We start from the raw sequence: 23,751 nt of genomic DNA, 5'->3' as shown, positions 1-23,751 counted from the left end.
AATGTGGTCGTTTACGCCGCCCGGGCGGCTTCCGGGCGGGCCTGCTTGCCCAGGTCGTTGCGGTTGGTCGGGCCGGCGGCGCGGATCTTTTCGCGCAGCCGGACCGGCTCGACCACACCATTGGCGACGGTCACGTCGATCAGATTAACATCGACCACTTCGTTGTTGGCATAAGCCGTGGCGCCGATCGCCTCCAGCCGGTCTTCAGCCGCCTTATCATGGGCGACATCGGCATTGTCGATGATCTCGGCCCAGCCGCCGTTGGCGTACCAGACGGCTTCGCCGTCGGTCAGGCGGTTTGCGGTCAGAACTTTCATCGTTCAGCTCCTTCGGCGGCTGTTTGGGCCGCGCCTTCATGCCTGTGTGCCGCGAGCGGCTCGGAACGTTCAAAGTTGGCGCCGGCGACTGCATCGCCGATGATCGTCATGACCGGGCCGGTAAGGTCGGCGCGGACCTCAAGCGACGGCAGGTCGGCGAGCGTGCCGTGGAAACGGCGGCGGTTGGCAAGGCTGGCATTCTCGACCACGCCGACCGCCGTATCCGGCGACAGGCCCGCCTCGATCAGCCGGCCGGCAACCTCGGCCGCGACTGAGCGGCCCATATAGACGGCGACCGTTGCGCCGGAGATGGCGAGCTTGGCCCAGTCAGGCAGCGAATTTCCCTTGAGGTCATGGCCGGTAGTGAACACCATAGATGACGACACGCCGCGCAGCGTCAGCGGCAACTCGAAATCGGCGGCGGCGGCGAAGGCCGCGGTGACGCCAGGAACCACCTCATAAGCGATGCCGGCATCGCGCAGCGCCGCCATTTCCTCGCCCGCCCGGCCGAACACCAGCGGATCGCCGGATTTCAGCCGCACGACGCGCTTGCCGTCGCGGCCGAGTTCAATCAGCAGCGCGTTGATTTCGGCCTGGCTCTTGGTATGGCAGCCCTTGCGTTTGCCCACCGGCAGACGCTCGGCGTCGCGGCGGCCCATGGCGACGATCGTCTCCGGCACGAGTGCGTCATGGACGATGACATCGGCTTCCATCAGCAGGCGGTGGGCGCGCAACGTCAGCAGGTCTTCGGCGCCGGGACCCGCGCCAACCAGGGCAATGTGGCCCGATGCCGGCGCGTTCGAAAGCAACAGGTCAACGGCGGCATCATGCGCCTGCGAAAGCTGGCCGGCCGCCATGGCGCGGGCCGGCGCGCCGCCGAAAAAGTCGCTCCAGAAGCGCCGACGGGCATTGCCTTTCGGCAGCAATCTCTCAGCGGTGCCGCGTAACGAGGCGGCAAGCGAAGCAAGCGGCCCGAGCGACGGCGACAGCATGCGGTCGATGCGGCTGCGCAGCATCTGGGCAAGCACCGGGCCGGCCCCTTCCGTGCCGATGGCAATGGCGACCGGCGCGCGGTTGACCAGCGCTGGGGTGAAGAAATCGCACAGCTCCGGCCGGTCGACGGCATTGACCGGAATGCCCATCCGGCGCGCATCTTCGGCAACCCGGCGGTCGAGCGCCTCATTGCCGCTGGCGGCAAACGCCATGACCGCGCCTTCGAGATGCGCGGCATCGTAGGCGGCAGCAATGTGGATGGCACCATTCGCGGCGATGAAGGCCAGCAACTCGGCCTCGGCGGCATCGGCTATGATGCGCAGCACGGCGCTCGACTGGCCGATCAGCCGCGCCTTGGCCAGAGCCTCCTCGCCGCCGCCGACGATGGCCACGGCTTCGCCCTCGACCCGCATGAATACGGGAAAGGCGTTGAGCTTGGCGGTGGCCTGCGGCATGGCGAGCGGAATCCTGAATACGCTGGCAGTTCTACGCGCGAGCGCGAAAAAGCAGAAGGAACGCACTCGCGCATCGCTTCGTGCGAAGCAATCGCTTTTCCGCAAGCACCAAAGGCAGGAGAAAAAAATTCCACAGCCACGAGTGGAGCGGATCCAAGCCGCTGTTGCGAGCCTTGATCTATCGCGGTTCTAGCGACAAGCGAGGTATATTACAAAACACTTTTTTCTAAATTCTAGGAATCTAGTAGACTAAAGCTGCGATGCGCTGAACACCGGAACATTCCTGCGTCGGCGCGCGTTTGCCCTGCGAATCCGAGCTTGGCTGTTCAGCCGCGGCAATGGCTCCAGAGACGGGCCTAGAAAGCCATGAAAAACAGAAAAAAGGAGCGCTCCGTGAATAACCTCAAGCTGAAACGCGGACTGTGGATCGTAGTGGCCGACGGCGAGAAGGCGCTGTTCCTCGAGAACCGTGGCGACACCCAATATCCCGACCTTCAGGTCGTGCAGGAAATGGAACAGGCAAATCCGGCGACGCGTGAGCAAGGTTCGGACCGCCCCGGCCGCTACAGCGACGGCCCTTCCGTCCACCGCAGCGCAGTCGAGGACACCGACTGGCATCGTCTCGGCAAGGAGCGTTTCGCCGACGAAATTGCCGAGCGGCTGTACAAGCTCGCGCATCGCGGCGCCTTCAAGGAGATGGTGCTGATCGCACCGCCGCAGGTGCTGGGCGACATGCGTCGAAAACTGCACAAGGAAGTCGCCGAGAAAATCACAGTGGAAATTTCGAAGACGCTGACCAATCACACCATCGTCGACATCGAAAACCTGCTGCAGGCGGCCTGATCGCGGGCATCGGGCGCGCAGGCCCCTTCCTTTTTGCAGCAATCCCCTTCTTTTTTCGAGCAACCATTGCCAGCCCGAGGCGGCTCGCCTCCTGTCATCCCTGTCGTCGATTTCATGGCATTTGCGGGTTGCCTCGACCATCCGAGCCGCCATATTGCAAAGGCGGCTGCTTCCGGCGGTGCATATCCGACATCGTGATTTTTGAAAGGCGCTCCATAGACCATGCCGCATGACACGCCCCTTATCGCCACCATTGTCGCCGGTTTGGGGCTGGCTTTCGTCTTCGGCGCAATTGCCAATCGCTTCCGCATCCCGCCGCTGGTCGGTTACCTCATCGCTGGCGTGCTGGTCGGGCCTAACACGCCGGGCTTCGTCGCCGATGCCGGCCTCGCCAATGAACTGGCCGAAATCGGCGTGATCCTGTTGATGTTCGGCGTCGGCCTGCATTTCTCGCTGAAGGATTTGTTGTCGGTCCGCGCCATCGCCGTGCCCGGCGCCATCGTGCAGATCGGCTTCGCGACAGCGCTCGGCGCCGCTCTTGCCTGGATGCTCGGCTGGTCGATGGGCGCGGGGCTGGTCTTCGGGCTGGCGCTTTCCGTCGCCTCGACCGTGGTGCTGTTGCGTGCGTTGCAGGAGCGGCGGCTGATCGAGACGGAGCGCGGCCGCATCGCCGTCGGCTGGCTGATCGTCGAGGATCTGGCCATGGTGCTGGCGCTGGTGCTTTTGCCGGCGTTGGCTGGCGTGCTGGGCGGCCAGCAGCAAGGGGAGACCCATAGCAGCCTGCTGTCGCTGCCGGCCAGCTACGGCATCTGGAGTGTCGTCGGCATCACGCTGGCCAAGGTCGCCGCCTTTGTCGTCGTCATGCTGGTGGTGGGCCGCCGTGTCATCCCCTGGATCCTGCACTACGTCGCCCATACCGGTTCGCGTGAATTGTTCCGGCTGGCGGTGCTGGCCATCGCGCTCGGCGTCGCCTTCGGCGCCGCCAAGCTATTCGGCGTCTCACTGGCGCTGGGCGCTTTCTTCGCCGGCATGATCATGAGCGAATCCGCGCTCAGCCATCGAGCCGCCGAGGAATCGCTGCCGCTGCGCGACGCCTTTTCCGTGCTGTTCTTCGTTTCGGTCGGCATGCTGTTCGACCCGTTCAGCCTGATCAGCAATGGCTGGCCGATCCTGGCGACACTGGCCATCATCGTCATCGGCAAATCGCTGGCGGCCTTCGGCATCGTCGTCGCCTTCCGCTATCCGATCGCGACCGCGTTGATGATTTCGGCAAGCCTTGCCCAGATCGGCGAATTCTCGTTCATTCTGGCCGAGCTCGGCGTCGGGCTGAAGCTGCTGCCCGAACAAGGACGCGACCTCATCCTCGCCGGTGCTATCCTGTCGATCGTCCTCAACCCGCTGATGTTCCTTGCCGTCGACTGGATGAAACCCTGGCTGGAAAGGCGCGCCGGCAAGACGGCTTCGCTCGACCAGGCAAAGCCGATCGGCCCCGCGACGGAGCCAGGCCAGCTGGCTTCGGTTGCGGCACCCGTGAAAGAGGACGGCCCGCCGCCCAGGACAGCGCTTACCGGCCATTCCATCCTGGTCGGCTATGGCCGCGTCGGCAGTCTCGTCGGCGCGTCATTGAAGAAGGCCGCCCTGCCCTTCCTCGTCATCGAGGATGCCGACACGACGCTGGCGAAGCTCAGGGACGACGGCATCGAAACCGTGTCCGGCAACGCCGCGAATAGCGAGGTGTTCGCTGCTTCCAATCCCGAGGGCGCGAAGCGGCTGATCCTCGCCATCCCCAACGCCTTCGAGGCGGGACAGATCGTGCTGCGCGCCCGCGCCGCCAACCCGAAGATCAACGTCATTGCCCGCGCCCATTCCGATGCCGAGGTCGAGCATCTCAAGGGGCTCGGAGCCGACACGGTCATCATGGGTGAGCGCGAGATCGCGCGTGGGATTGTGGAAGAGGTGATGGAAGGCAAGACAGAGGCGGCCGAAGAGCCGAAAGCACCGATTACTTAGACCTCGATCGCCGGCGTTCGCTTACACGTGCTGGCCGCCATTGATGTGGATTTCCGAGCCCGTCACATAGGACGCCTGCTGCGAGCACAGAAAGAAGATGATGTCGGCGACTTCCGCCGTGGTCCCCAGCCGCCGCAGCGGGATCGTCTCGACGATCTTTTCCGTGCCCGGCGACAGGATCGCCGTATCGATCTCGCCCGGTGCGATGGCGTTGACGCGGATGCCGTGCGGGCCGAAATCGTGCGCCATTTCCCGCGTCAGCGAGCCGAGCGCGGCTTTCGACGTCGCATAGGCGGTGCCGGCGAAGGGATGCACGCGGGTACCGGCGATCGAGGTGACATTGACGATCGAGCCTTTGGCCGACGCCAATTCCCTAAATAATCCCCGCGCCAGCATGATCGGCGCGAAGAAATTGACTTGGAACACGTCGCGCCAGACATGCATCGGCGTGTCGATCGAATTCATGCGGCTGTTGCCGTCCTTGAGCTTCGGCGAGATGCCGGCATTGTTGACCAGCGCATGAAGCTGGCCGCCATGCGCCTCCAGCCGATGGCGGATTTCCGAGATCGCGATGCCGACATCCTCCTGGTCGGCGAGATCGACCTTGATATGGTCTTCCGGACCGGCCGGCCACGGGCAGTCGTCGGCAAAGGCCTGGCGCGAGCAAGTGATGACGCGCCAGCCTTCGCGCGAAAAGCGCTTGACCGTGGCATGGCCGATGCCGCGGCTGGCGCCGGTCAGCACGATTGTCTTTCTGGTGTCGGTTTCGGCCATTCGCGATCTCTTTAGGGCGACGTGCGTCCCTTTGGGCGCACAAAGTACGCTCTAGCACTTTTAACCCGGAGATGTAGCGGAACACGGCAGCGATGACGAGGGGTCAGCCGCCGGTGAGGATGTCGAAGATCGAGGTCTGCCGCTTCTTGACCGGGCCGCCGACATCGCCAGGCGGCACCGGGCGCTTGATCGATGCGGTGGTGCCGCCACCGCCCGGCACGCCAAAGCCTGCGGCATCAACCGTTTCGGCGGGACGCACGGCGCGAGGCGGCGACGCTTTTTGGGCGGTCGGCGCGGATTGGCCAACCGAAGCGGACGGCACCGGGGCCGGTTGCGCCGCGTTGGACGGTATTTCGTCCTGCACGATCTTATCCGCGGGCGTCGACCTCCATGTTCCAGGCAGCGGCCGCACCGGCACGCCTTCATGAGCGGCGACCATGAATTCATGCCAGGCCTGCGCCGGCAGCGCGCCGCCGGTGACCTTCTTCATCGGACCGCCATCGTCATTGCCGAACCAGACTCCGGTGGTGAGATTGGCGGTGTAGCCGATGAACCAGGCGTCGCGCGAATTCTGGCTGGTGCCGGTCTTGCCGGCGGCCGGCCAGGCAAAGGCCGCCTTCCTGGCAGTGCCGATTTCGACAGTGCCGGTCATCATAGAATTCATCATCCCGACGATCTTGGGCTTGATGACGCGCGGGGCGCCGCCACCATTGTTGTCGTAGAGCACCTTGCCGCCGGCTGTCGTCACGCGGCGGATAAAATGTACGTCCGGGCGGTAGCCGCCATTGGCGAAGGGGACATAGGCCGACGTCAGTTCCAGCGGCGTCACTTCAGAGGTGCCGAGCGCGATCGAGGTGTTGGCCGTGAGGTCGGACTGGATGCCCATGCGATGCGCCGCCTCGACCACCGCGTCAGGGCCGACTTCCATGGTTAACTGGGCAGCCACCGAGTTCAGCGACTTCGCCAGCGCCGTCGCCAGCGTCACCTTGCCGAAATACTTGCCGCCGTAATTGGTTGGCGTCCATTTGCCTATTCTGATCGGCGCGTCATTGCGCACGCTGTCTGGTGTGCGGCCGGCTTCCAGCGCCGCCATGTAAACGAACGGCTTGAACGCCGAGCCCGGCTGGCGGCGGGCCTCCGAGGCGCGGTCGAACTGGCTGGTCGAATAATCATAGCCGCCGACCATGGCACGTACCGCCCCGGAATTGTCGATCGACACCAGCACACCCTGGCTGGCATTGAGCTTCTTTCCGCTCTCGTCGATCAGCCGGCGGATCGATTGTTCGGCGAGCTTCTGCAGCGTGAGGTCGACGGTGGTGTCGACGATGATGTCGCCCCGCACATCGCCGATCAGGTCGGGCAGTTCTTCCACGATGGTGTCAGCGACGTAGTTTTCCGAGCCCGTCCAGTAGGATGCCACCCGCGACGCCGGCGCGCTCATCGCCGTGGTCAGTTCCTTAGCGCTGATCTTGTCTTCGTCGCGCATGGCGGCGAGAACGAGCTGCGAGCGCTGCTCGGCCGCCTTCGGGTCACGCGCCGGAGACAGACGCGACGGCGCTTTCAACAGGCCAGCGAGGAGTGCCGCCTCAGGCAGCGTGACATCGCGTGCGCTCTTGCCGAAATAGCGGCGCGAGGCCGCTTCGACACCATAGGCGCCGGAGCCGAAATAGACCCGGTTGAGGTACATTTCGAGGATCTGGTCCTTGGTGTGCTTGTGCTCGAGCCACAGCGCCAGAAGCACTTCCTGCACCTTGCGTTCCAGCGTGCGATCAGGCGTCAGGAACAGGTTTTTCGCCAATTGCTGGGTCAGCGTCGAGCCGCCCTGCGAAAAACGCCCGCCGAGAACGTTGGCGACCATGGCTCTGGACAGACCGATCGGATCGATGCCCAAATGCGAATAGAAGCGGCGATCTTCGATGGCGATGACGGCCTCGGGAATATAGGCTGACATTTCATGCAGGCCGACAGCTTCGCCGCCGCTCATGCCGCGATTGGCGAGCAGTTTTCCTTCGACGGAGACGATCCTGATATTGGGCGCGCGGTCGGGAATGGCCCAGGTGGTGGCCGCCGGCATTTTCGCACCGTAATAGACGACGATGCCTGCGCTGGCGATGCCGCCCCAGATGGCCAGCACGAAGCACCAGTAGGCCAACCGGCCGAGCACGCCGAACAGGCCGCGCCGGCTTTTGCCACGTCCGCGACGCGACGATTTTGTCCGGGCCGGTTGGCGCTTTGCAGAGGTCTTGCGGTTGCTCGGCACGACGCGATCCTCCTCGCTCACAGAAAAACCGGCCGAGGATTTCGCCCGTGGCGGTCCCTCGAAGCTGGGTTCGATGCGGCTGTCTCTGCGGTTCGCCATGCGCTGTGCTGTATGTCCCGATGCCTATCGCATCGGCCCGAAAATCGCGATTTTCGGAAACACGATGCGAAGCTTCAAAGTCTAAGAGCGTACTCTGTGCGTCCGAACGGACGCACATCGCTCCATGGCGTTCGGGTGAAGAGTAGATGCGGCGATTTAAGGGCGGGTTAAATGGTTCGAAGTTAATTCAATGCGTTGCGGGACGTCACCGCTGCGTTCCTTGCTTCTGGCGGTTTGCAACAATGGCGTCCCTCGCGAGACGGCCTTTCCCTCGCGAGGCGGCCTTCTCGTATTTCAGCATCAACCGCTCAGTCACCGTCGCTTGCGTTCGATCGCGTTCTAAACCGTTGAATCTGCGCATGACCTTGCCACCAAAGTCATTCACCTTGGTGGATCATGCGTTAGTCGATCGCATCACGAACGGAAAGCGCTGCCCAGGATGATTGCATCGTCTCGCCCACATGGCAGTAGCAGACAATTTCGTGGAGCTGATCGTCGGTCAGTTCGAAGAAACGCTTTGCTTCGCCATAAGTGTCGTCTTTCAGCCCCTCATCGCGCAGAATCGGATCCTCGAAGGCAACCGATATTGGCGAGCCTTCGCCACGCATGTTTTCGCGCTCCGGCGACGAACGATATTCGGTCCCGATAAGTGCGGTAAGGAGTCGGCTGGGCTGCCGTTCTAGAAGTTTTGACCAACGTTCGAGACGCTGGATTCGGTCCATTCTAGGAGGTGTTGGGTCTCTGTGTACCTTTGCCACCGTATGCAGTTGGTCCAGTGTTTGGTGCCTCATGGCAACCTCCTAATAGTAGGTGGGTTGGCCCCAAACTCCCTGTACCAAGATCATACCGCGGATGTGTCGATACGTCACTCTTATTCCGTATCCAGGTTGGCTTCTCTCCGGGTGCATCGAAGGATGGAGCGGCCTGCCTTGGCGCTCAATTTTCGACCCGATGAGGCAGGTCATCGGCACCTTTGCCGCCAACCCAACGCCGCTCAGTTCTGCTGGATCGAAATGCCTTTGTCGTCGATCTTGAGTTCCACGCCCTTCGGCCTGGTTTGCTCGCGATAGACATAGACGCCGAGCGCGATGACCACGACGACGAGCGCGCCGATGATGAGATAGAGCATGTTCTGCTTCATGGCGCGCCTTGATGTGCTTCGAGGATCAGGCCTGCTTCACCAGTTTGATCAGCACGAGCAGGATCACCGCGCCGATCGTGGCGTGGATGATGGAGGCAAATATACCGCCGCCTATGGCGAACCCCATCCTTGGGAAGAGCCAGCCGGCAATTAAGGCACCAACGATGCCGACGACGATATTGCCGACCAGGCCGAGGCCGAAACCCTTGACGATCAGGCCGGCGAGCCAGCCGGCGATGGCACCGATGATGATGAAGACAAGCAGGCTCTCAGTACCCATTGCAGATCCCTCCCGAGCGAATGGTCGCGGAGCAGAGAGCTCCGAATCGACCTCCGACTGCAACATGTCCAACCTATTGGAAAGGAGCCGGCGCCGCCAGCGGCGTCATTCGTCGTCGCCATCCCCGGATGCAGGCCGCCAGCTGATCGGCTCGACCTTCCTTTGCGTATGACCGTCCGTATAGGCCCACCAGCCGGTGTCGTTCTCGTCCCAGTCGCCGCCGGCCGCTTTCAGCCGGTCGAGCGACCGGTACTGCGCGATGGATTCGTTCATCACGCCGTCGCTGTCCTTCCAGTAGACGGTGACCTTGGAGCCATCCTTGGGTGCTGTTTCGATTGGTTTTCTGGCAGCCATTTCATCCCTCCACGGACCGACAGAACGTCGCGGCGAACACCAGGTTCCGCCTTAGCTATGGGCGAAGATGTCTGCCTCATCCCAGCCCATCAGGTCGAGTTTCGCACGCGTCGGCAGGAAGCGGAAGCAGGCTTCGGCCTCCCTGGTCCGGTTGTCGCGCGCAAGCCGCGCTGTCAGCACATCGCGCAGCTGGTGCAGATAGAGCACGTCGGAGGCGGCGTATTCGAGTTGTTCGGGCGATAACGTCTCCGCTGCCCAGTCCGATGACTGCTGCGCTTTCGACAGGCTGACGCCGAGAAGCTCAAAGCAGATGTCCTTCAGCCCGTGCCGGTCGGTATAGGTTCGGGTAAGCCGCGAGGCGATCTTGGTGCAGAACACTGGCTCCGGCATGACGCCGAAGGCGTTGTAGAGCACGGCGAGATCGAAACGGCCGAAATGGAACAGCTTGGTTATGCTGCGGTTCTTGAGCAGGCTGACGAGGTTTGGCGCCTTCTTCTGGCCGGGCGCGATCTGGATGACGTCGGCGGAACCGTCGCCCGGCGAGATCTGCACAACGCAAAGCCGGTCGCGATGCGGATTGAGCCCCAGCGTCTCTGTGTCGATGGCGACCGCCCCGACGTCGTAGTGCAAGAGCCCCGGCAGGTCGTTCTTATGGAAGCGGATATCGCTCATCGTATTCTCCGGTCGCGGCTGGACGCACGTCGCTCTAGCCCGTCCTTGCCGCGATCCGATGAAAAATCAACAGAAAGTTGAATTCTCGCCCCCTCAGCGTGTCAGCGCATCGAGAATGCGCGCCCAGGAGCGCTGGCCCTTGTGGAATGAACTCATCTCGTACTTCTCGTTCGGCGAATGGATGCGGTCATCGTCGAGCCCGAAACCGACCAGCAACGATTCGATACCGAGATAGGTCTGGAAATCGCCGACCACCGGGATCGAGCCGCCGCTTCCCGTCGTCACTGCCGGTTTCGGCCATTCGTCGGACAGCGCGTCCTTAGCCTTGGCGAGAAACGGCGAGTCGTAGGAAAGCTGGATCGCCGACGAGCCGCCATGCGGGTGGAAATCGACTGAGCAGTCGGCCGGGATGCGCTCCCTGACGAAGGCCTGGAAAGCGGCGCGGATCTTCTGGGGATTCTGCTTGTGGACGAGGCGGAAGGACACTTTTGCCGAGGCTTCCGCCGCGATCACCGTCTTGAACCCCTTGCCGGTATAGCCGCCGATAATGCCGTTGAACTCGGCCGTCGGCCGCGCCCAGGTGAGTTCGAGCACCGAGCGCCCCTGTTCGCCGGACGGAATCGAAAGGCCGACAGGCCCAAGGAATGTCTCGGCGGTTTCGCCGAGCGCCTCCCATGACTTCAGGATCTGCGAAGGCGTCTCCTCGACGCCGTCATAGAACCCCGGAATGGTGACATGGCCGTCCTCGTCGTGGATGTCGGCCAATATCCTGGCCAGGATGCGGATTGGATTGGCAGCAGCACCGCCATAGAGACCGGAATGCAGGTCGCGGTCGGCGGCCTTCACCGTGATCTCCTCGCCGACCAGCCCGCGCAGCGCGACGCAGATGGACGGCGTATCGCGATCCCACATGCCAGTGTCGCAGACAAGCGCAAAGTCGGCCTTGAGTTCGGCCGCATTTGCCTCGAGGAACGGCTTCAGCGATGGCGAGCCGGACTCCTCCTCGCCTTCGAACAGGATCGTGATGCGGCACGGCAGCCCGCCATGCACCTGCTTCCAGGCGCGGCAAGCCTCAACGAAGGTCATCAGCTGCCCCTTGTCGTCGGCCGAACCACGTCCCGTGATCACCTGGTGGCCGGGCTCGATCTCCTTCACCGAAGGCGCGAACGGGTCGGTTTCCCAGAGCTCGATCGGATCGACCGGCTGCACGTCGTAATGGCCATAGAACAGGACATGCGGTGCGCCCGCCGGCCCGTCATGGTGCGCCACCACCATCGGATGACCTGGCGTGTCACGCACGCTGGCGTCGAAGCCGATCAGCTTGAGCTCCGCCACCAGCCATTCCGCCGCCTTGCGGCAATCGGCGGCATAGCTCGGATCGGTCGAGATCGACTTGATCCTGAGCAGGCCAAACAGGCGTTCCAGGCTCTCGTCGAGGTTTTTGTCGAGACGATCTAGGACGGGAGAAATTCCGGACATTTTTATCAAGCCTTTCGATTCTGCGCGGCAACCCTAAAGCCGCAAGGCAGAAACGAAAAGCCGGCGGTCGTTGGACCACGGGCGTCGAAAGGCAAAAAAATGCCGCCGTGGTGGAGGGGAACCACGGCGGCCTTTACTCGAAACGATGCGGCAGCCCGGAGAGGGGGGATAGGCTGCCGCAAGTGTCCGGGATAGGCGGGGGACGGGCCTTGCTCCGGACCTCGGCGAAAAATGCCGATGACGCTTATCTGTGTCTCCGAACGTGGCGATTCAAGGGCACGAAGATTACACTTTCGTAACATACCCGTGATCGGATCGACTGTCAGGGATGTTGCCGGAACCGGCGGTTGAGGCCGCCTTTGGCATGGACCACGACGCTGCGCCGCGCTATCCCTTCGTCCCATGAAAAAAGGCGATCATCTCTTCCTTGTCGACGGTTCCGGCTACATCTTCCGTGCCTATCACGCACTACCGCCGCTGACCCGCAAATCCGACGGGCTGCCGACCAGTGCCGTGCTCGGCTTCTGCAACATGGTGTGGAAGCTGACGCAGGACGCCCGCAACACCGATGTCGGCATCGTGCCGACGCATTTCGCCGTCATCTTCGACTATTCGTCGAAAACCTTCCGCAACGACCTCTACCCCGAATACAAGGCCAACCGCTCGGCACCGCCGGAAGATTTGATCCCGCAGTTCGGCCTGATCCGGCAGGCGACCAGGGCCTTCAACCTGCCCTGCCTCGAGACAGAAGGCTACGAAGCCGACGACCTGATCGCCACCTATTGCCGGCTTGCCTGCGAAGCCGGCGCCGACACCACCATCATCTCCTCCGACAAGGATCTGATGCAACTGGTCGGCCCTTCGGTCGCCATGTACGACCCGATGAAGGACCGCCAAATCGGCGTTCCCGAGGTGATCGAGAAATGGGGCGTGCCGCCGGAAAAGATGATCGACCTGCAGGCGCTGACCGGTGATTCGGTCGACAATGTGCCGGGCGTGCCCGGCATCGGGCCGAAGACAGCGGCCCAATTGCTGGAACAGTTCGGCGATCTCGATACGCTGCTCGCCCGTGCCGCCGAGATCAAGCAGGACAAACGGCGCGAATCGATCATTGCCAATGCCGATAAGGCGCGCATTTCGCGTGAACTGGTGACGCTGAAGAACGACGTGCCGGGGATCGGCGGGCTCGACGATTTCGTGTTGCACCCGCCCGACGGACCAAGGCTGATCGGCTTTCTCAAGACGATGGAATTCTCCTCGTTGACCCGCCGCGTGGCGGAAGCGACCGGAACGGAAGCGGCTGATGTCAAGCCCGTTCCCGTCATTATCGAGCGCGCCGACACCGCGCATGGTCCCGATGTCGGGTTTGGAGTGCCGGCAGCCGCCGAAAGAGCGGCAGAGACAGTGACAGACGAAGCCGGGGAAGCAGTGCCGGCCACCATCAAGGTGGAACCCAAGGAAGGTGACACCCCTTCGCTTCTCTCGGCGCTTCGCTTCGAGGACGCCACTGGCAGCAAGATCGACACCAGCGCTTACGTCTCCATCCGCGACACAGCGGTGCTGAGGGCATGGGTGGCCGAGGCGATGGAGACCGGCATCGTTGCCTTCGACACCGAGACCACGTCAGCCGATCCGATGCAGGCCGAGCTGATCGGCCTGTCCATAGCCACCGCGCCCGGTCGCGCCGCCTATGTTCCGCTCGCCCACAAAAGCGGCAACGGCGACCTGCTCGGCGGCGGAGTGGTCGAAAACCAGATCCCGATCCGTGAGGCGCTTGGCATTCTGAAGCCGTTGCTGGAGGACAAGTCGGTTCTCAAGATCGTGCAGGAGCTGAAATACGACCTCGTCGTCATGAGCCGCCACGGAATCGATGTCGCCCCCTTCGACGACACCATGCTGATTTCCTACGTGCTCGACGCAGGCACGTCAGGCGGCCACGGCATGGCGGCTCTGTCGGAAAAGTGGCTCGGCCACTCGACCATTGCCCTCAAGGATCTGGCCGGCTCTGGAAGAAGCTTCGTCGGCTTCGACCAGATCGACATCGACAAGGCAACGGCCTATGCCGCGGAGCACGCCGATGTGACGCTCAGGCTCTGGCGGGTGCTGAAGCCACGGCTTGCCGCCAAGGGCCTCGTCTCGGTCTACGAGCGGCTGGAACGGCCGCTGGTGCCGGTGCTGGCAAGGATGGAGCAGCGCGGCATCTCCGTCGACCGGCAGATCCTGTCGCGGCTCTCCGGCGAACTGGCACAGGGCGCCGCGCGGCTGGAGGATGAAATTTATCAGCTCGTCGGCGAGCGCATCAATATCGGCTCGCCAAAACAGCTCGGCGACATCCTGTTCGGCAGGATGGGCCTGCCCGGCGGCTCCAAAACCAAGACCGGCCAATGGTCGACCTCGGCGCAGCTCCTGGAAGACCTCGCCGCCGAAGGCCACGAGCTGCCGCGCAAGATCGTCGACTGGCGCCAGCTGACCAAATTGAAATCGACCTATACCGACGCACTGCCCGGTTTCGTCCATCCCGATACGAAGCGCGTCCACACCTCCTACGCCCTTGCCGCGACAACGACGGGACGGCTGTCGTCCTCCGATCCCAATCTGCAGAACATTCCGGTACGCACCATCGAGGGGCGGAAGATCAGGACGGCCTTCATCGCCGACAAGGGCAACAAGCTGGTTTCCGCCGACTACAGCCAGATCGAGCTGCGCGTGCTCGCCCATGTCGCCGAGATTCCGCAGCTCAAACAGGCCTTCGCCGACGGCGCCGACATCCACGCCATCACCGCGTCGGAGATGTTCAACGTGCCGGTCGAGGGCATGCCCTCGGAGATACGCCGCCGCGCCAAGGCGATCAATTTCGGCATCATCTACGGCATTTCCGCCTTTGGTCTCGCCAACCAGCTGTCGATCCCGCGCGAAGAGGCCGGCGCCTATATCAAGAAATATTTCGAACGCTTCCCGGGCATCCGCGACTATATCGACGCGACCAAAGCCTATGCCCGCGAATACGGCTTCGTCGAAACGATCTTCGGCCGCCGCATCCACTATCCGGAGATACGGTCGTCAAACCCGTCAGTCCGTGCCTTCAACGAGCGCGCCTCGATCAACGCGCGGCTGCAGGGCACCGCGGCCGACATCATCCGCCGCGCCATGATACGCATGGACGATGCGTTGGAAAAGGCGAAGCTTTCCGCCCGTATGCTGCTGCAAGTGCATGACGAGCTGGTCTTCGAGACGGCCGAAGCGGAGGTCGAGGCGACGATCCCCGTCGTGCGCCATGTGATGGAGAACGCTGCGATGCCGGCGGTGTCGATGTCGGTGCCGCTGCATGTCGATGCCCGCGCCGCCGACAATTGGGAAGAGGCTCATTGAAGGTGCGATGATCGTTTTTGTCGCTGGAGACCTGCTTGCAGCAGAGGAAAACTACATCGCCCAAGGCGTGGCAGAAGGCAATCAAGAGGGCCTTGGTACTGGACTTGCACTGAAGATTTCGCGGAAGTGGCCAAATGTGCAGGCCGCGTTCAAAAAACACGCTCGGACCGGCAAGTTTACAGGTGGTCAGCTTTGGACGTTAGAGCCAGACGGCGACCAACCAGGATTCATCTATTTAGCAACGCAACCGGATATGTACCACGCCACACTTCCCTATCTACGCAAAGCAATTCGCGGGCTTGCTAAATGGGCCGACAGCAACTCGGTAGAATCCATTGCCTTGCCGAAAATCGGCTCAGGACTTGGCAAACTATCCTGGCAGGACGAGGTGAAACCTCTGCTGGTCGAGCAGCTGGCACATAGGAGCACGCGGTACGTGGTCTATGAGACTTTCTTGAACGAGTTCGAAAACACCACAACGCTGCCGCTGAAGTAGAACGTAGCCTCAGGCCGCCTCGGCCAGGCATTTGGCACAGGTACCGCGGAATTCGATCACTGCCTTCTTGGCGGCAAAGCCGGTCGAGCGCACCCACTCATCGAGCCGGTGTCCGACATCATGGTCGGAAAATTCGGTCACCTGCCCGCATGTGTCGCAGATAGCAAAGGCGGTCATCGAATGGCTGTGGTCGTGCGGCTCGGCGCAGGCGACAAAGGAATTGAGGCTTTCGAGCCTGTGCACGAAACCGGACTTAACCAGCGTGTCGAGCGCGCGATAGACCTGCAGCGGTGCGCGAAAACCCCGCTCGCGAAGCTGGTCGAGCAATGTATAGGCGCTGAGCGGCCCGCTGGCGGCCTCGAGTTTCTCGAGCACGCACAGCTGGTTTTTCGTCAGCACATCCCTTGCCGCCATGATCCTGTTTCCAACCCGTTTTGCGCCGGTGCACGACATTTCCGCATGCAAGCGGCTTCAGTTCTATCCAGATAGCGACGAACGGGCCTTTTTGCTACTGTTTCTGTACCGGCATGGCCCAGAAGCCAGCCAACTCCGGGCAGGCTCAAATTTCGAAGCAGACATTGGCGGGCCGAGTAAATAAAAACGGCGGGAGCAGTTCCCGCCGTACCGTTCGGTTATGCGTTGCCAATCACTTCCGTGGCGGATCACTTCCGTGGCGGATCACTTCCGCGGCGGACCCTTGCGCTCGGCGGAGGCGGCCCACAGATTGATGTCGGCTTCGCGCGCGTAGGTGTCGATCTCGGCGAGCTCGGCATCGCTGAAGTCGAGCGCCTTCAGCGCGCCGACGCAATCCTCGACCTGTTCCGGCCGGCTGGCGCCGATCAGCGCCGAGGTCACCCTGCCCTTGCGCAGCACCCAGGCCAGCGCCATCTGCGCCAGCGTCTGGCCGCGGCGGCCGGCAATCGCGTTCAGCGCCTTGATGTTGGCGATGGTCTTGTCGTTGATGAAGGTCGGCCTCAGCGACTTGCCTTGGCTGGCGCGGCTGCCCTCAGGGATGCCGCCGAGATATTTGTCGGTCAGCATGCCTTGCGCCAGCGGCGTGAACACGATCGAACCGACGCCGAGCCCCTCCAGCGTATCGAGCAGACCATCGTCCTCGACCCATCGGTTGAGCATCGAATAGCTCGGCTGATGGATGACGCAAGGCGTACCGAGCTGCTTCAAAATGTCGGCGGCCTCGCGCGTGCGCTGCGAATTGTAGGAAGAGATGCCGGCATAAAGCGCCTTACCCGAGCGCACCGCATGATCGAGCGCACCCATCGTTTCTTCCAGCGGAGTATCGGGATCGAAACGGTGCGAATAGAAGATGTCGACATAGTCGAGCCCCATCCGCTTCAGGCTCTGGTCGAGGCTGGCCAGCACATATTTGCGCCCGCCCCATTCACCATAAGGTCCGGCCCACATTTCGTAGCCGGCCTTGGTCGAGATGATCAGCTCGTCGCGATAGGAGGAGAAATCCGTCCGCAGGATTTCGCCGAAAGCTGTCTCAGCCGAACCGGGCGGCGGGCCGTAATTGTTGGCGAGGTCGAAATGCGTGATGCCGAGATCGAAGGCCTTGCGCGCGATCGCCTGCTTGGTCCGGTGCGGCGTGTCGTCACCGAAATTGTGCCAGAGGCCGAGCGAGATCGCCGGCAATTTCAGGCCGGATCGCCCGCAGCGATTGTAGATCATTTTCTCGTAGCGGTTTTCGGCGGGCACATAGGGCATTGGGAAATCCTTTAGATCAAAGCGAGCCCGGCAGTTGCCACCGCAAAAAAGGGTGAGTCGGCTCTGCCCCTCACCCTTAGCGTCTCGCCGTTTCTATGGGGAGAGGGGTCGACGGTAAACAACAAGTGTCGCAATCACTGAAGCGCTTGCCCTATTTCTTCTTCGCCAGGAGCCCTTTCTTCTTCGCCAAGAGCGCTTCCGCATCCTTGACGCCCAGTGCCGCAGGGCGTTCGCAGGTGGTCTGCATGGCAACGAACTTTCCGCTCGCGCCCGACCGCAACATGCCGGTCATCACATCCACGGCATGCAGCGCCAGCTCCATCGAGCACCGGTGCGGCCGGCCTTCCGCAATCGCCAGCGCCATGTCGGCGAGACCGGCGGTGCGATAGTTGGCCATCATGCCGTGCGAATGCATCTGGTTGGCCACGCCGAACGGATGCTTCCATTTCGGCAGCTTCTTGACCGGCTTGGCGGCGTCGGTAAAACGAACGTCGCCGCCGAAGAAGTTCGGATCCGGCAAAAACACCGTGCCCAACTCGCCGTAGAGTTCCATCGGCGCGTGGCCATGGCTCCACACGTCCCAGCTGGTATTGAGCGTCACCACGGCGCCATTCTCGAACTCCATCAGGCCGTGAATCGTCGTCGGCGTGGCGACCAGGATTTTTTCGCCCGCGCGAGGCTTGGACGAGATCGTGCGTTCTGTCTTCGGGATCGAAGCAAAGGCTGCCACCTGCTTCACCGGTCCGATCAGCTGGATCAGATTGGTGATGTAATAGGGTCCGATATCGAGCACCGGACCGGCGCCAGGCTGGAAGAAGAAGTCCGGATTGGGGTGCCAATGCTCCATCCCATGGCTCATCACATGGCATGTGCCGCTGGTGATCTTGCCGAGCTTGCCGGTGTCGATCAGGTTGCGGACAAGCTGGTGCGCGCCACCGAGGAAAGTGTCCGGCGCCGAGCCGATGCGCAGTCCGTCTCTCTCGGCCAGCTTCTTCAGATCGAGCCCTTCCATGACCGACAGCACGAACGGCTTTTCCGAATAGACGTGCTTGCCGGCATCAAGGATCTGTTTCGATACCTCGTAGTGCACCGCCGGAATGGTGAGATTGACGATGATGTCGATGTCGCCGGCCTTGAGCAGCCCTTCGACCGTCTCGGCGCGCAGCTTGAACTCCTTCGCCCGCGCCTTGGCCGCATCCATGTTGATATCCGCGCAGGCGCGCATCTCGATGCCGCGAAACAGCGGCGCCAGCGAAAAATATGCTTTCGAAATGTTGCCGCAGCCTACAACGCCGATCCCAAGTTTTCTTGCCATGCTGATTTGCTCCTAATAGGTCCTGGCGGCTGCGATCGAGCGGCGAGCGAAACGCTCGATGTCGTTGGGATTATCCTGTTCCATGACGTAGTATTTGGCGGCACTCTTGGCGCGCAGCGCCTTGATCAGGCCGGCCCAGTCGATCGTGCCGTGGCCGACATCGGACCAGCCGTCCTCGTCAACGCCCTCGCCAGGCTTAGCAATGTCCTTGACATGGACGGCGACGATACGTTTGCCATACTTCTCGATCCAGGGCAGCGGATCGCCGCCGCCGCGCACCACCCAGGCCACGTCCATCTCCCAGCCGATGTCGGGTGCCGCCGCGAGGATGTGCTCCTGCGGCATCGAGCCGTCGGCAAGCTTCTTGAACTCAAAATCATGGTTGTGCCACGCAAAGCCGTAGCCGGCTTTGCCAGCCGCCTCGCCGACCTTGGCGAGGCGTGCGCCGAAGCCGCGCCAGCCGGCCGTGTCGGTTGGTCTGCTCTCGGCGACCAGATAGGGGCAGATGAGCAGCGTGATGCCGAGCGCGTCGGCGATTTTGCGCACGCCATTGAAATCCTTCTCGAGCGCATCGATCGAGAAATGGCCGGTCGGCATGGCGAGCCCGTTCTTGTCGAGTTCGGCCCGAAACGCCTTGGGGTCGTCATAGACGCCGCCGAACCCCTCGACTTGCGCGTAGCCGAGCTCGCCCAGCATCTTGAGCACCCCTTTCCAAGGTTGGAAATTTCGCGCGCTGTAAAGTTGGAATGACCAGTTCATCGTCTCTGTCCGTTCTCTGGGGATGGATGTGCTTGAGGTGAAGTTCTTGGGAATTAGAGGCGGTTGCCCGTGGCGGCGTCGAACAGCGAAGCGCGCATCGGGTCAAAACCGATGCTCACCGTGTCGGCATTGTTTGGCGTGCGCTCAGATGTCACCCGCACGGTGAAATTCTGATTTCCGAGCTTCAGCCAGACCAGCGTGTCGGAACCCATGGGTTCGACGACCACGACATTTGCCGTGGCTGTGAAAGGCCATCCAGCGCCGCTGTTGAACGCGACATGCTCGGGCCGGATACCGAAGACGGCCGCCCCCGGCACGGGCTCCTTTTCGAAAGCGTAGGTGGCAAGCGGGATCCGCACATCCTCGGCGACGAAGTGCCAGTTGCCATCGTCCTTCTCCAGCCTGCCGTCGAGGAAATTCATCGCCGGCGAACCGAGGAAGCCGGCGACGAACCGGTTGACCGGGCGATTGTAGATCGTCTGCGGTGCGTCGAGCTGCTGGATCACGCCGCCCTTCATCACCGCGATACGGTCGGCCAGCGTCATTGCCTCGATCTGATCGTGGGTGACATAGATCATGGTGTTCTGCAGCTTGCTGTGCAGCAGCTTGATTTCAACACGCAGTTCCGCGCGCAGCTTGGCGTCGAGATTGGAAAGCGGCTCATCGAAAAGGAAGACGTCGACGTCGCGCACCAGCGCCCGCCCGATGGCCACACGCTGGCGCTGGCCGCCCGAAAGCGCCGACGGCTTGCGTTGCAGCAGTGGCTCGATCTGCAGGATTTCTGCGGCCCGCGCGATGCGCTTGGCGATCTCGTCCCTGGGGATGCCGGCAACGCGCAGCCCGAAGGACAGGTTCTTCTCGACAGTCATCTGCGGGTAGAGCGCATAGGACTGGAACACCATGCCGATGCCACGGTCCTTGGGCTCCTCCCAGGTGACGTTCTTGCCCTTGATGAAGATGCGGCCGTCCGAAACGTCGAGCAGACCGGCGATGCAGTTGAGCAAGGTCGACTTGCCGCAGCCGGACGGGCCGAGAAGCACGATGAACTCGCCCTCGGCGACATCGATGTTGAGCGTCTCCAGCACCGACACTGCGCCGAAATTCAGCGACAGGTCCTGGATCGAGACACTGGGATTTTCCATTCTTGTCATCATCATCCTTTCACCGCGCCGGCAGCGATGCCACGCACGAAGAGCTTGCCGGAAACGAAGTAGACGACGAGCGGTACGAGGCCGGTCAGGATGGTGGCGGCCATATTGACGTTGTATTCCTTCACGCCCTGCACCGAGTTGACGATATTGTTGAGCTGCACCGTCATCGGATATGTGTCGGGGCGAGTGTAGACGACACCGAACAGGAAGTCGTTCCAGATGCCGGTCACCTGCAGGATGATGGCGACGACGAAGATCGGCAGCGACATCGGCAGCATGATACGGAAATAGATGCCCCAGAAGCCCGCGCCGTCGACGCGCGCCGCCCGGAACAGTTCATCCGGCATGGAAGAAAAATAGTTGCGGAACAACAGGGTCAGGATCGGCATGCCGAAGATGGAATGGACGATCACCAGACCGCTCAGGCTGCCATAGAGGCCGATTTCGCGCAGGATGATGACGATCGGATAGATCATCACCTGGTAGGGGATGAAGGCGCCGACGATCAGGATGACGAAGAAAGTGTCGGCGCCCTTGAAGCGCCAGTTGGCAAGCGCGTAGCCGTTCACGGAAGCGATCGCGATCGACAGGATGACCGACGGAACGGTGATGCGCACCGAATTCCAGAAGCCGCGCGAGAGTCCGTCGCAGTTGAGGCCGGTGCAGGCGCTGGACCAGGCCTTCACCCAAGGCTCAAAGGTGATCTCGAGCGGCGGTGAGAAGATGTTGCCGAGGCGTATCTCCGGCATGCCCTTGAGCGACGTCACCACCATCACATAGAGCGGCAGCAAATAATACAGCGCCATCACGATGAGCGTGCCATAGAGGAAGATGTTGCGGCGCGAGAACACATGCCGCGGCTTCGGCCCTCGCGGCCCGGATGCCTCAAGCCCGATCGAACCCGTACCGGCAGGCAGGGAAACGGCATGGTCAGCCACGCTTCTTGCCTCCGAATTCGAGATAGGCCCAGGGAACGATGACGACCACCACCGACAGCAGCATCATGGTCGAGGCGGCGAAGCCCTGGCCGAGGTTCTGGGCGAAGAACATGTAATCGTAGACATATTTGGCCGGCACTTCGGAGGCGATGCCGGGACCGCCGCTGGTCTGGGCGACAACCAGGTCATAGACCTTGACGATACCGGCAGCGATGATGACCAGCGAGGTGATGAAGACCGGTCGCATCATCGGGATGATGATGAAGAGATAGGTCTTTAGGGTGGGTATCCCGTCCACCCGCGCGGCCTTCCAGATATCCTCGTCGATGCCGCGCAGGCCCGCCAGCATCAGGCACATGATCAGCCCGGTGCCTTGCCAGAGCGCGGCGATCAATATGCCGTAGATGACGATGTTGGAATTGTAGAGCGGATCGAAACTGAAGCTTTCCCAGCCGAGGCCGCGCACCACCCCCTGGATTCCGAACTCCGGGTTGAGCAGCCACTGCCAGACAAGACCGGTGACGATGAAGGAGAGCGCGAAGGGGTAGAGGAAGATGGTGCGGAACGTGTCCTCGAAGCGGATTTTTTGGTCGAGCAGCGCCGCGAGTATGAAGCCGATGACCAGAGAGAACACCAGCGACAGCACGCCGTAGACCAGGAGGTTCTCAATGGAGAGCAGCCAACGCGGCGTCGACCACAGCCGATAATACTGGTCGAGCCCGACGAAGTTCAGCCGCGGCAGGAGCTTCGAATTGGTGAAGGAATAGAGCACCGTCCACGCGCTGCCGCCGACGAAGATCACCAGTGCGGTGAGGACCATCGGAATAGAGGCGACCTTGGCGTTAAGGTTGCGGAAGAGTTGGTTGGGGCGTTCGCTCTTGCTCATCTGCACAGCCGTCGGGGAAGGGCGGGCGGGTCAAGACTTGACCCGGAGCTCCCGGCCCCGCGGTCGCGGGCCGGGAGCGAGCGGTTCGTCGATCGTCAGTCCGCTGAGGCGACGATGTCGGCGAAGCGCTTTTGTGCCTCTTCCACGGTCATATCAGGCTTGGCGAAGAACTCGGAGAACAGGTCCTCCTTCTGCTTTTGGGTGTCCTGCGACAGCAGCTGGTCCGTCCAGGGCATGACGCTGCCCTTGGCCAGGATGTCGAGCCCTTTCTTCATGCAGTCGTTCGCCGCCTTGAGGTCGATATCGCCGCGCACCGGCAGCGAGCCCTTCTTGAGGTTGAAGGCGACCTGCGTCTTGGGATCGAGCAGCGTTTCGGCCAGCGCTTCCTGCGCCTTGGACTTTTCAGCGTCCTGCAGCAGCGGGAAATAAAAGGCGTCGCCGCCGGTGGCGATGACCTCGTTCAGGCCAAGGCCGGGAAGGCACGTATAGTCCTTGCCGGCGGTCTGCCCGGCAACCTGGAACTCGCCTTGCGCCCAGTCGCCCATGATCTGGCCGCCGGCCTTGCCGGAGATGACGAGATTGGTGGCCTGATTCCAGTCCTGCACATTGGTGCTCTTCGCCATCTTGCGGGCATTGTCCGCGGCCTTGAACACCTTCGCGACCTCAGGCCCGGCGGCGAACTCGGCATCCTTGTCGCGATAGACCTTCAAGAAAGCGTCGGTACCGCCGACCGCCGTAAGCAGCACGTCGAAGGCGCCCGAGGATTGCCAGGGCTGCCCGCCGACCGCGAGCGGTATGATGCCTGCCCTCTCCAGCGCAGGGGCTGCTGCAACATATTCGTTCCAATTCTTCGGCACCGGCACACCGGCCTTTTCGAAGGCCGCGTTCGACAGCCACAGCCACTGCCAGGAGTGAATGTTGACCGGCACGCAATAGATCTTGCCGTCTAGGGTACAGCCGTCGAGCAGGCTCTTCGGCTGTACGATTTCCGCCCACTTGTCCCTGGCGGCGAGATCGGTCAAGTCGCGCATCAGACCGGCCTGCACCAGTTCTTCCGCTTGCCGGCCGTGGTTGAACTGGGTGGCGCCCATGGGGTCGCCGCCAGTGATGCGGCTGATCATGATCGGCCGCGCCGTGCCGCCGGAGCCGGCGATAGCGCCGTCGACCCAATGATTACCTGTTGCGTCGAACGCCTTGGCGAATTCGGCGACCGCCGCCGCCTCGCCGCCCGAAGTCCACCAATGGGTGACTTCCAGATCCGTTGCTGCCGCCGGGCCGGCGAAAGGCAGCGCGGTTGTCACTGCCAACGCAGCGGTCATGAATTGGTATCGCATTTCGGCTCCTCCCAGAATCTGAAACGTTACAGATTTTCGATACGGCAATTGTGTAGGGCGCGCAACCCCTGAATAGGAACCGGTCCCAATATTTTTTTGAG

22 protein-coding genes are annotated in these 23,751 nt (G+C 62.2%); 4 read left to right on the top strand and 18 right to left on the bottom strand.

All coding sequences use genetic code 11. The features are described 5' to 3' along the window. Positions 1 to 11 precede the first annotated feature (11 nt). Together ACWTU7_RS24830 and cysG are read right to left on the bottom strand one after the other, a co-directional pair. Complete coding sequence (locus ACWTU7_RS24830; protein ID WP_095496873.1) at positions 12 to 317, bottom strand: DUF2849 domain-containing protein; 306 nt, start codon at positions 315 to 317, stop codon at positions 12 to 14. Further along, positions 314 to 1,765 (bottom strand): siroheme synthase CysG, encoded by a 1,452-nt coding sequence (cysG, locus tag ACWTU7_RS24825; protein WP_455840662.1) that lies wholly within the window; start codon positions 1,763 to 1,765, stop codon positions 314 to 316. The genes ACWTU7_RS24830 and cysG overlap by 4 nt, the downstream gene beginning before the upstream one ends. Positions 1,766 to 2,158: 393 nt before the next feature. Between cysG and ACWTU7_RS24820 the strand changes: the two genes are divergently transcribed. Together ACWTU7_RS24820 and ybaL are read left to right on the top strand one after the other, a co-directional pair. Next, the gene (locus ACWTU7_RS24820; protein ID WP_029348209.1) at positions 2,159 to 2,608 is read left to right on the top strand and encodes a baeRF12 domain-containing protein; all 450 of its coding nucleotides are present in this window, start codon (positions 2,159 to 2,161) and stop codon (positions 2,606 to 2,608) included. A gap of 222 nt (positions 2,609 to 2,830) precedes the next feature. After that, a complete protein-coding gene (gene ybaL / locus ACWTU7_RS24815; RefSeq protein WP_455840663.1) occupies positions 2,831 to 4,618 on the top strand; it encodes a YbaL family putative K(+) efflux transporter in 1,788 nt (595 codons plus the stop codon). A gap of 21 nt (positions 4,619 to 4,639) precedes the next feature. Here ybaL and ACWTU7_RS24810 read toward each other — a convergent pair whose 3' ends face one another. The 8 genes from ACWTU7_RS24810 to ACWTU7_RS24775 all read right to left on the bottom strand — a co-directional run bounded on the left by ACWTU7_RS24810 (position 4,640) and on the right by ACWTU7_RS24775 (position 11,677). Continuing rightward, the gene (locus ACWTU7_RS24810; protein ID WP_065010150.1) at positions 4,640 to 5,392 is read right to left on the bottom strand and encodes an SDR family NAD(P)-dependent oxidoreductase; all 753 of its coding nucleotides are present in this window, start codon (positions 5,390 to 5,392) and stop codon (positions 4,640 to 4,642) included. 103 nt (positions 5,393 to 5,495) lie between these two features. Further along, the gene (locus tag ACWTU7_RS24805) at positions 5,496 to 7,751 is read right to left on the bottom strand and encodes a transglycosylase domain-containing protein (RefSeq protein WP_455840664.1); all 2,256 of its coding nucleotides are present in this window, start codon (positions 7,749 to 7,751) and stop codon (positions 5,496 to 5,498) included. 401 nt (positions 7,752 to 8,152) lie between these two features. Continuing rightward, entirely contained in the window at positions 8,153 to 8,542 is a 390-nt protein-coding gene (locus ACWTU7_RS24800; RefSeq protein ID WP_455840665.1) for a hypothetical protein, read from the bottom strand. A gap of 203 nt (positions 8,543 to 8,745) precedes the next feature. Further along, the gene (locus ACWTU7_RS24795; protein WP_029348215.1) at positions 8,746 to 8,892 is read right to left on the bottom strand and encodes a hypothetical protein; all 147 of its coding nucleotides are present in this window, start codon (positions 8,890 to 8,892) and stop codon (positions 8,746 to 8,748) included. A gap of 25 nt (positions 8,893 to 8,917) precedes the next feature. After that, the gene (locus ACWTU7_RS24790; protein ID WP_065010153.1) at positions 8,918 to 9,172 is read right to left on the bottom strand and encodes a GlsB/YeaQ/YmgE family stress response membrane protein; all 255 of its coding nucleotides are present in this window, start codon (positions 9,170 to 9,172) and stop codon (positions 8,918 to 8,920) included. Between the two features lie 105 nt (positions 9,173 to 9,277). Next, a complete protein-coding gene (locus tag ACWTU7_RS24785; protein ID WP_135934665.1) occupies positions 9,278 to 9,526 on the bottom strand; it encodes a hypothetical protein in 249 nt (82 codons plus the stop codon). Between the two features lie 51 nt (positions 9,527 to 9,577). Continuing rightward, positions 9,578 to 10,198 (bottom strand): ribonuclease D, encoded by a 621-nt coding sequence (locus tag ACWTU7_RS24780; RefSeq protein ID WP_029348220.1) that lies wholly within the window; start codon positions 10,196 to 10,198, stop codon positions 9,578 to 9,580. A 93-nt stretch (positions 10,199 to 10,291) separates the two neighbouring features. Then, positions 10,292 to 11,677 (bottom strand): M20/M25/M40 family metallo-hydrolase, encoded by a 1,386-nt coding sequence (locus ACWTU7_RS24775; RefSeq protein ID WP_455840666.1) that lies wholly within the window; start codon positions 11,675 to 11,677, stop codon positions 10,292 to 10,294. 402 nt (positions 11,678 to 12,079) lie between these two features. Here ACWTU7_RS24775 and polA point away from each other — a divergent pair, with 402 nt between their 5' ends. Both polA and ACWTU7_RS24765 read left to right on the top strand, forming a co-directional pair. Then, positions 12,080 to 15,046: a DNA polymerase I gene (gene polA, locus ACWTU7_RS24770; RefSeq protein ID WP_455840667.1), complete on the top strand. Its 2,967-nt coding sequence runs from the start codon at positions 12,080 to 12,082 to the stop codon at positions 15,044 to 15,046. 7 nt (positions 15,047 to 15,053) lie between these two features. After that, positions 15,054 to 15,542: a macro domain-containing protein gene (locus ACWTU7_RS24765; protein ID WP_455840668.1), complete on the top strand. Its 489-nt coding sequence runs from the start codon at positions 15,054 to 15,056 to the stop codon at positions 15,540 to 15,542. Between the two features lie 9 nt (positions 15,543 to 15,551). Here ACWTU7_RS24765 and ACWTU7_RS24760 read toward each other — a convergent pair whose 3' ends face one another. The 8 genes from ACWTU7_RS24760 to ACWTU7_RS24725 form a co-directional block, all read right to left on the bottom strand. Beyond that, on the bottom strand, positions 15,552 to 15,956 hold the full coding sequence (locus tag ACWTU7_RS24760; RefSeq protein ID WP_023675234.1) for a Fur family transcriptional regulator: 405 nt from the start codon (positions 15,954 to 15,956) through the stop codon (positions 15,552 to 15,554). A 264-nt stretch (positions 15,957 to 16,220) separates the two neighbouring features. After that, positions 16,221 to 17,267 (bottom strand): L-glyceraldehyde 3-phosphate reductase, encoded by a 1,047-nt coding sequence (gene mgrA, locus ACWTU7_RS24755; RefSeq protein WP_455840669.1) that lies wholly within the window; start codon positions 17,265 to 17,267, stop codon positions 16,221 to 16,223. A 151-nt stretch (positions 17,268 to 17,418) separates the two neighbouring features. Beyond that, positions 17,419 to 18,582 (bottom strand): Gfo/Idh/MocA family protein, encoded by a 1,164-nt coding sequence (locus ACWTU7_RS24750; protein ID WP_455840670.1) that lies wholly within the window; start codon positions 18,580 to 18,582, stop codon positions 17,419 to 17,421. Between the two features lie 12 nt (positions 18,583 to 18,594). After that, positions 18,595 to 19,341 (bottom strand): sugar phosphate isomerase/epimerase family protein, encoded by a 747-nt coding sequence (locus ACWTU7_RS24745; protein ID WP_455840671.1) that lies wholly within the window; start codon positions 19,339 to 19,341, stop codon positions 18,595 to 18,597. A gap of 53 nt (positions 19,342 to 19,394) precedes the next feature. After that, positions 19,395 to 20,492 (bottom strand): ABC transporter ATP-binding protein, encoded by a 1,098-nt coding sequence (locus ACWTU7_RS24740; protein ID WP_127318032.1) that lies wholly within the window; start codon positions 20,490 to 20,492, stop codon positions 19,395 to 19,397. Positions 20,493 to 20,494: 2 nt separating this feature from the next. Continuing rightward, on the bottom strand, positions 20,495 to 21,430 hold the full coding sequence (locus ACWTU7_RS24735) for a carbohydrate ABC transporter permease (protein ID WP_029348229.1): 936 nt from the start codon (positions 21,428 to 21,430) through the stop codon (positions 20,495 to 20,497). Beyond that, on the bottom strand, positions 21,423 to 22,316 hold the full coding sequence (locus ACWTU7_RS24730; protein WP_455840672.1) for a carbohydrate ABC transporter permease: 894 nt from the start codon (positions 22,314 to 22,316) through the stop codon (positions 21,423 to 21,425). The genes ACWTU7_RS24735 and ACWTU7_RS24730 overlap by 8 nt, the downstream gene beginning before the upstream one ends. Positions 22,317 to 22,411: 95 nt before the next feature. Further along, positions 22,412 to 23,650 (bottom strand): ABC transporter substrate-binding protein, encoded by a 1,239-nt coding sequence (locus ACWTU7_RS24725; protein WP_455840673.1) that lies wholly within the window; start codon positions 23,648 to 23,650, stop codon positions 22,412 to 22,414. Positions 23,651 to 23,751 lie beyond the last annotated feature (101 nt).

Source organism: Mesorhizobium sp. BHscii (assembly GCF_053848065.1).
Note: the sequence above shows the minus strand (reverse complement) of the source record. Positions and strands in the feature narration are given on the sequence as shown.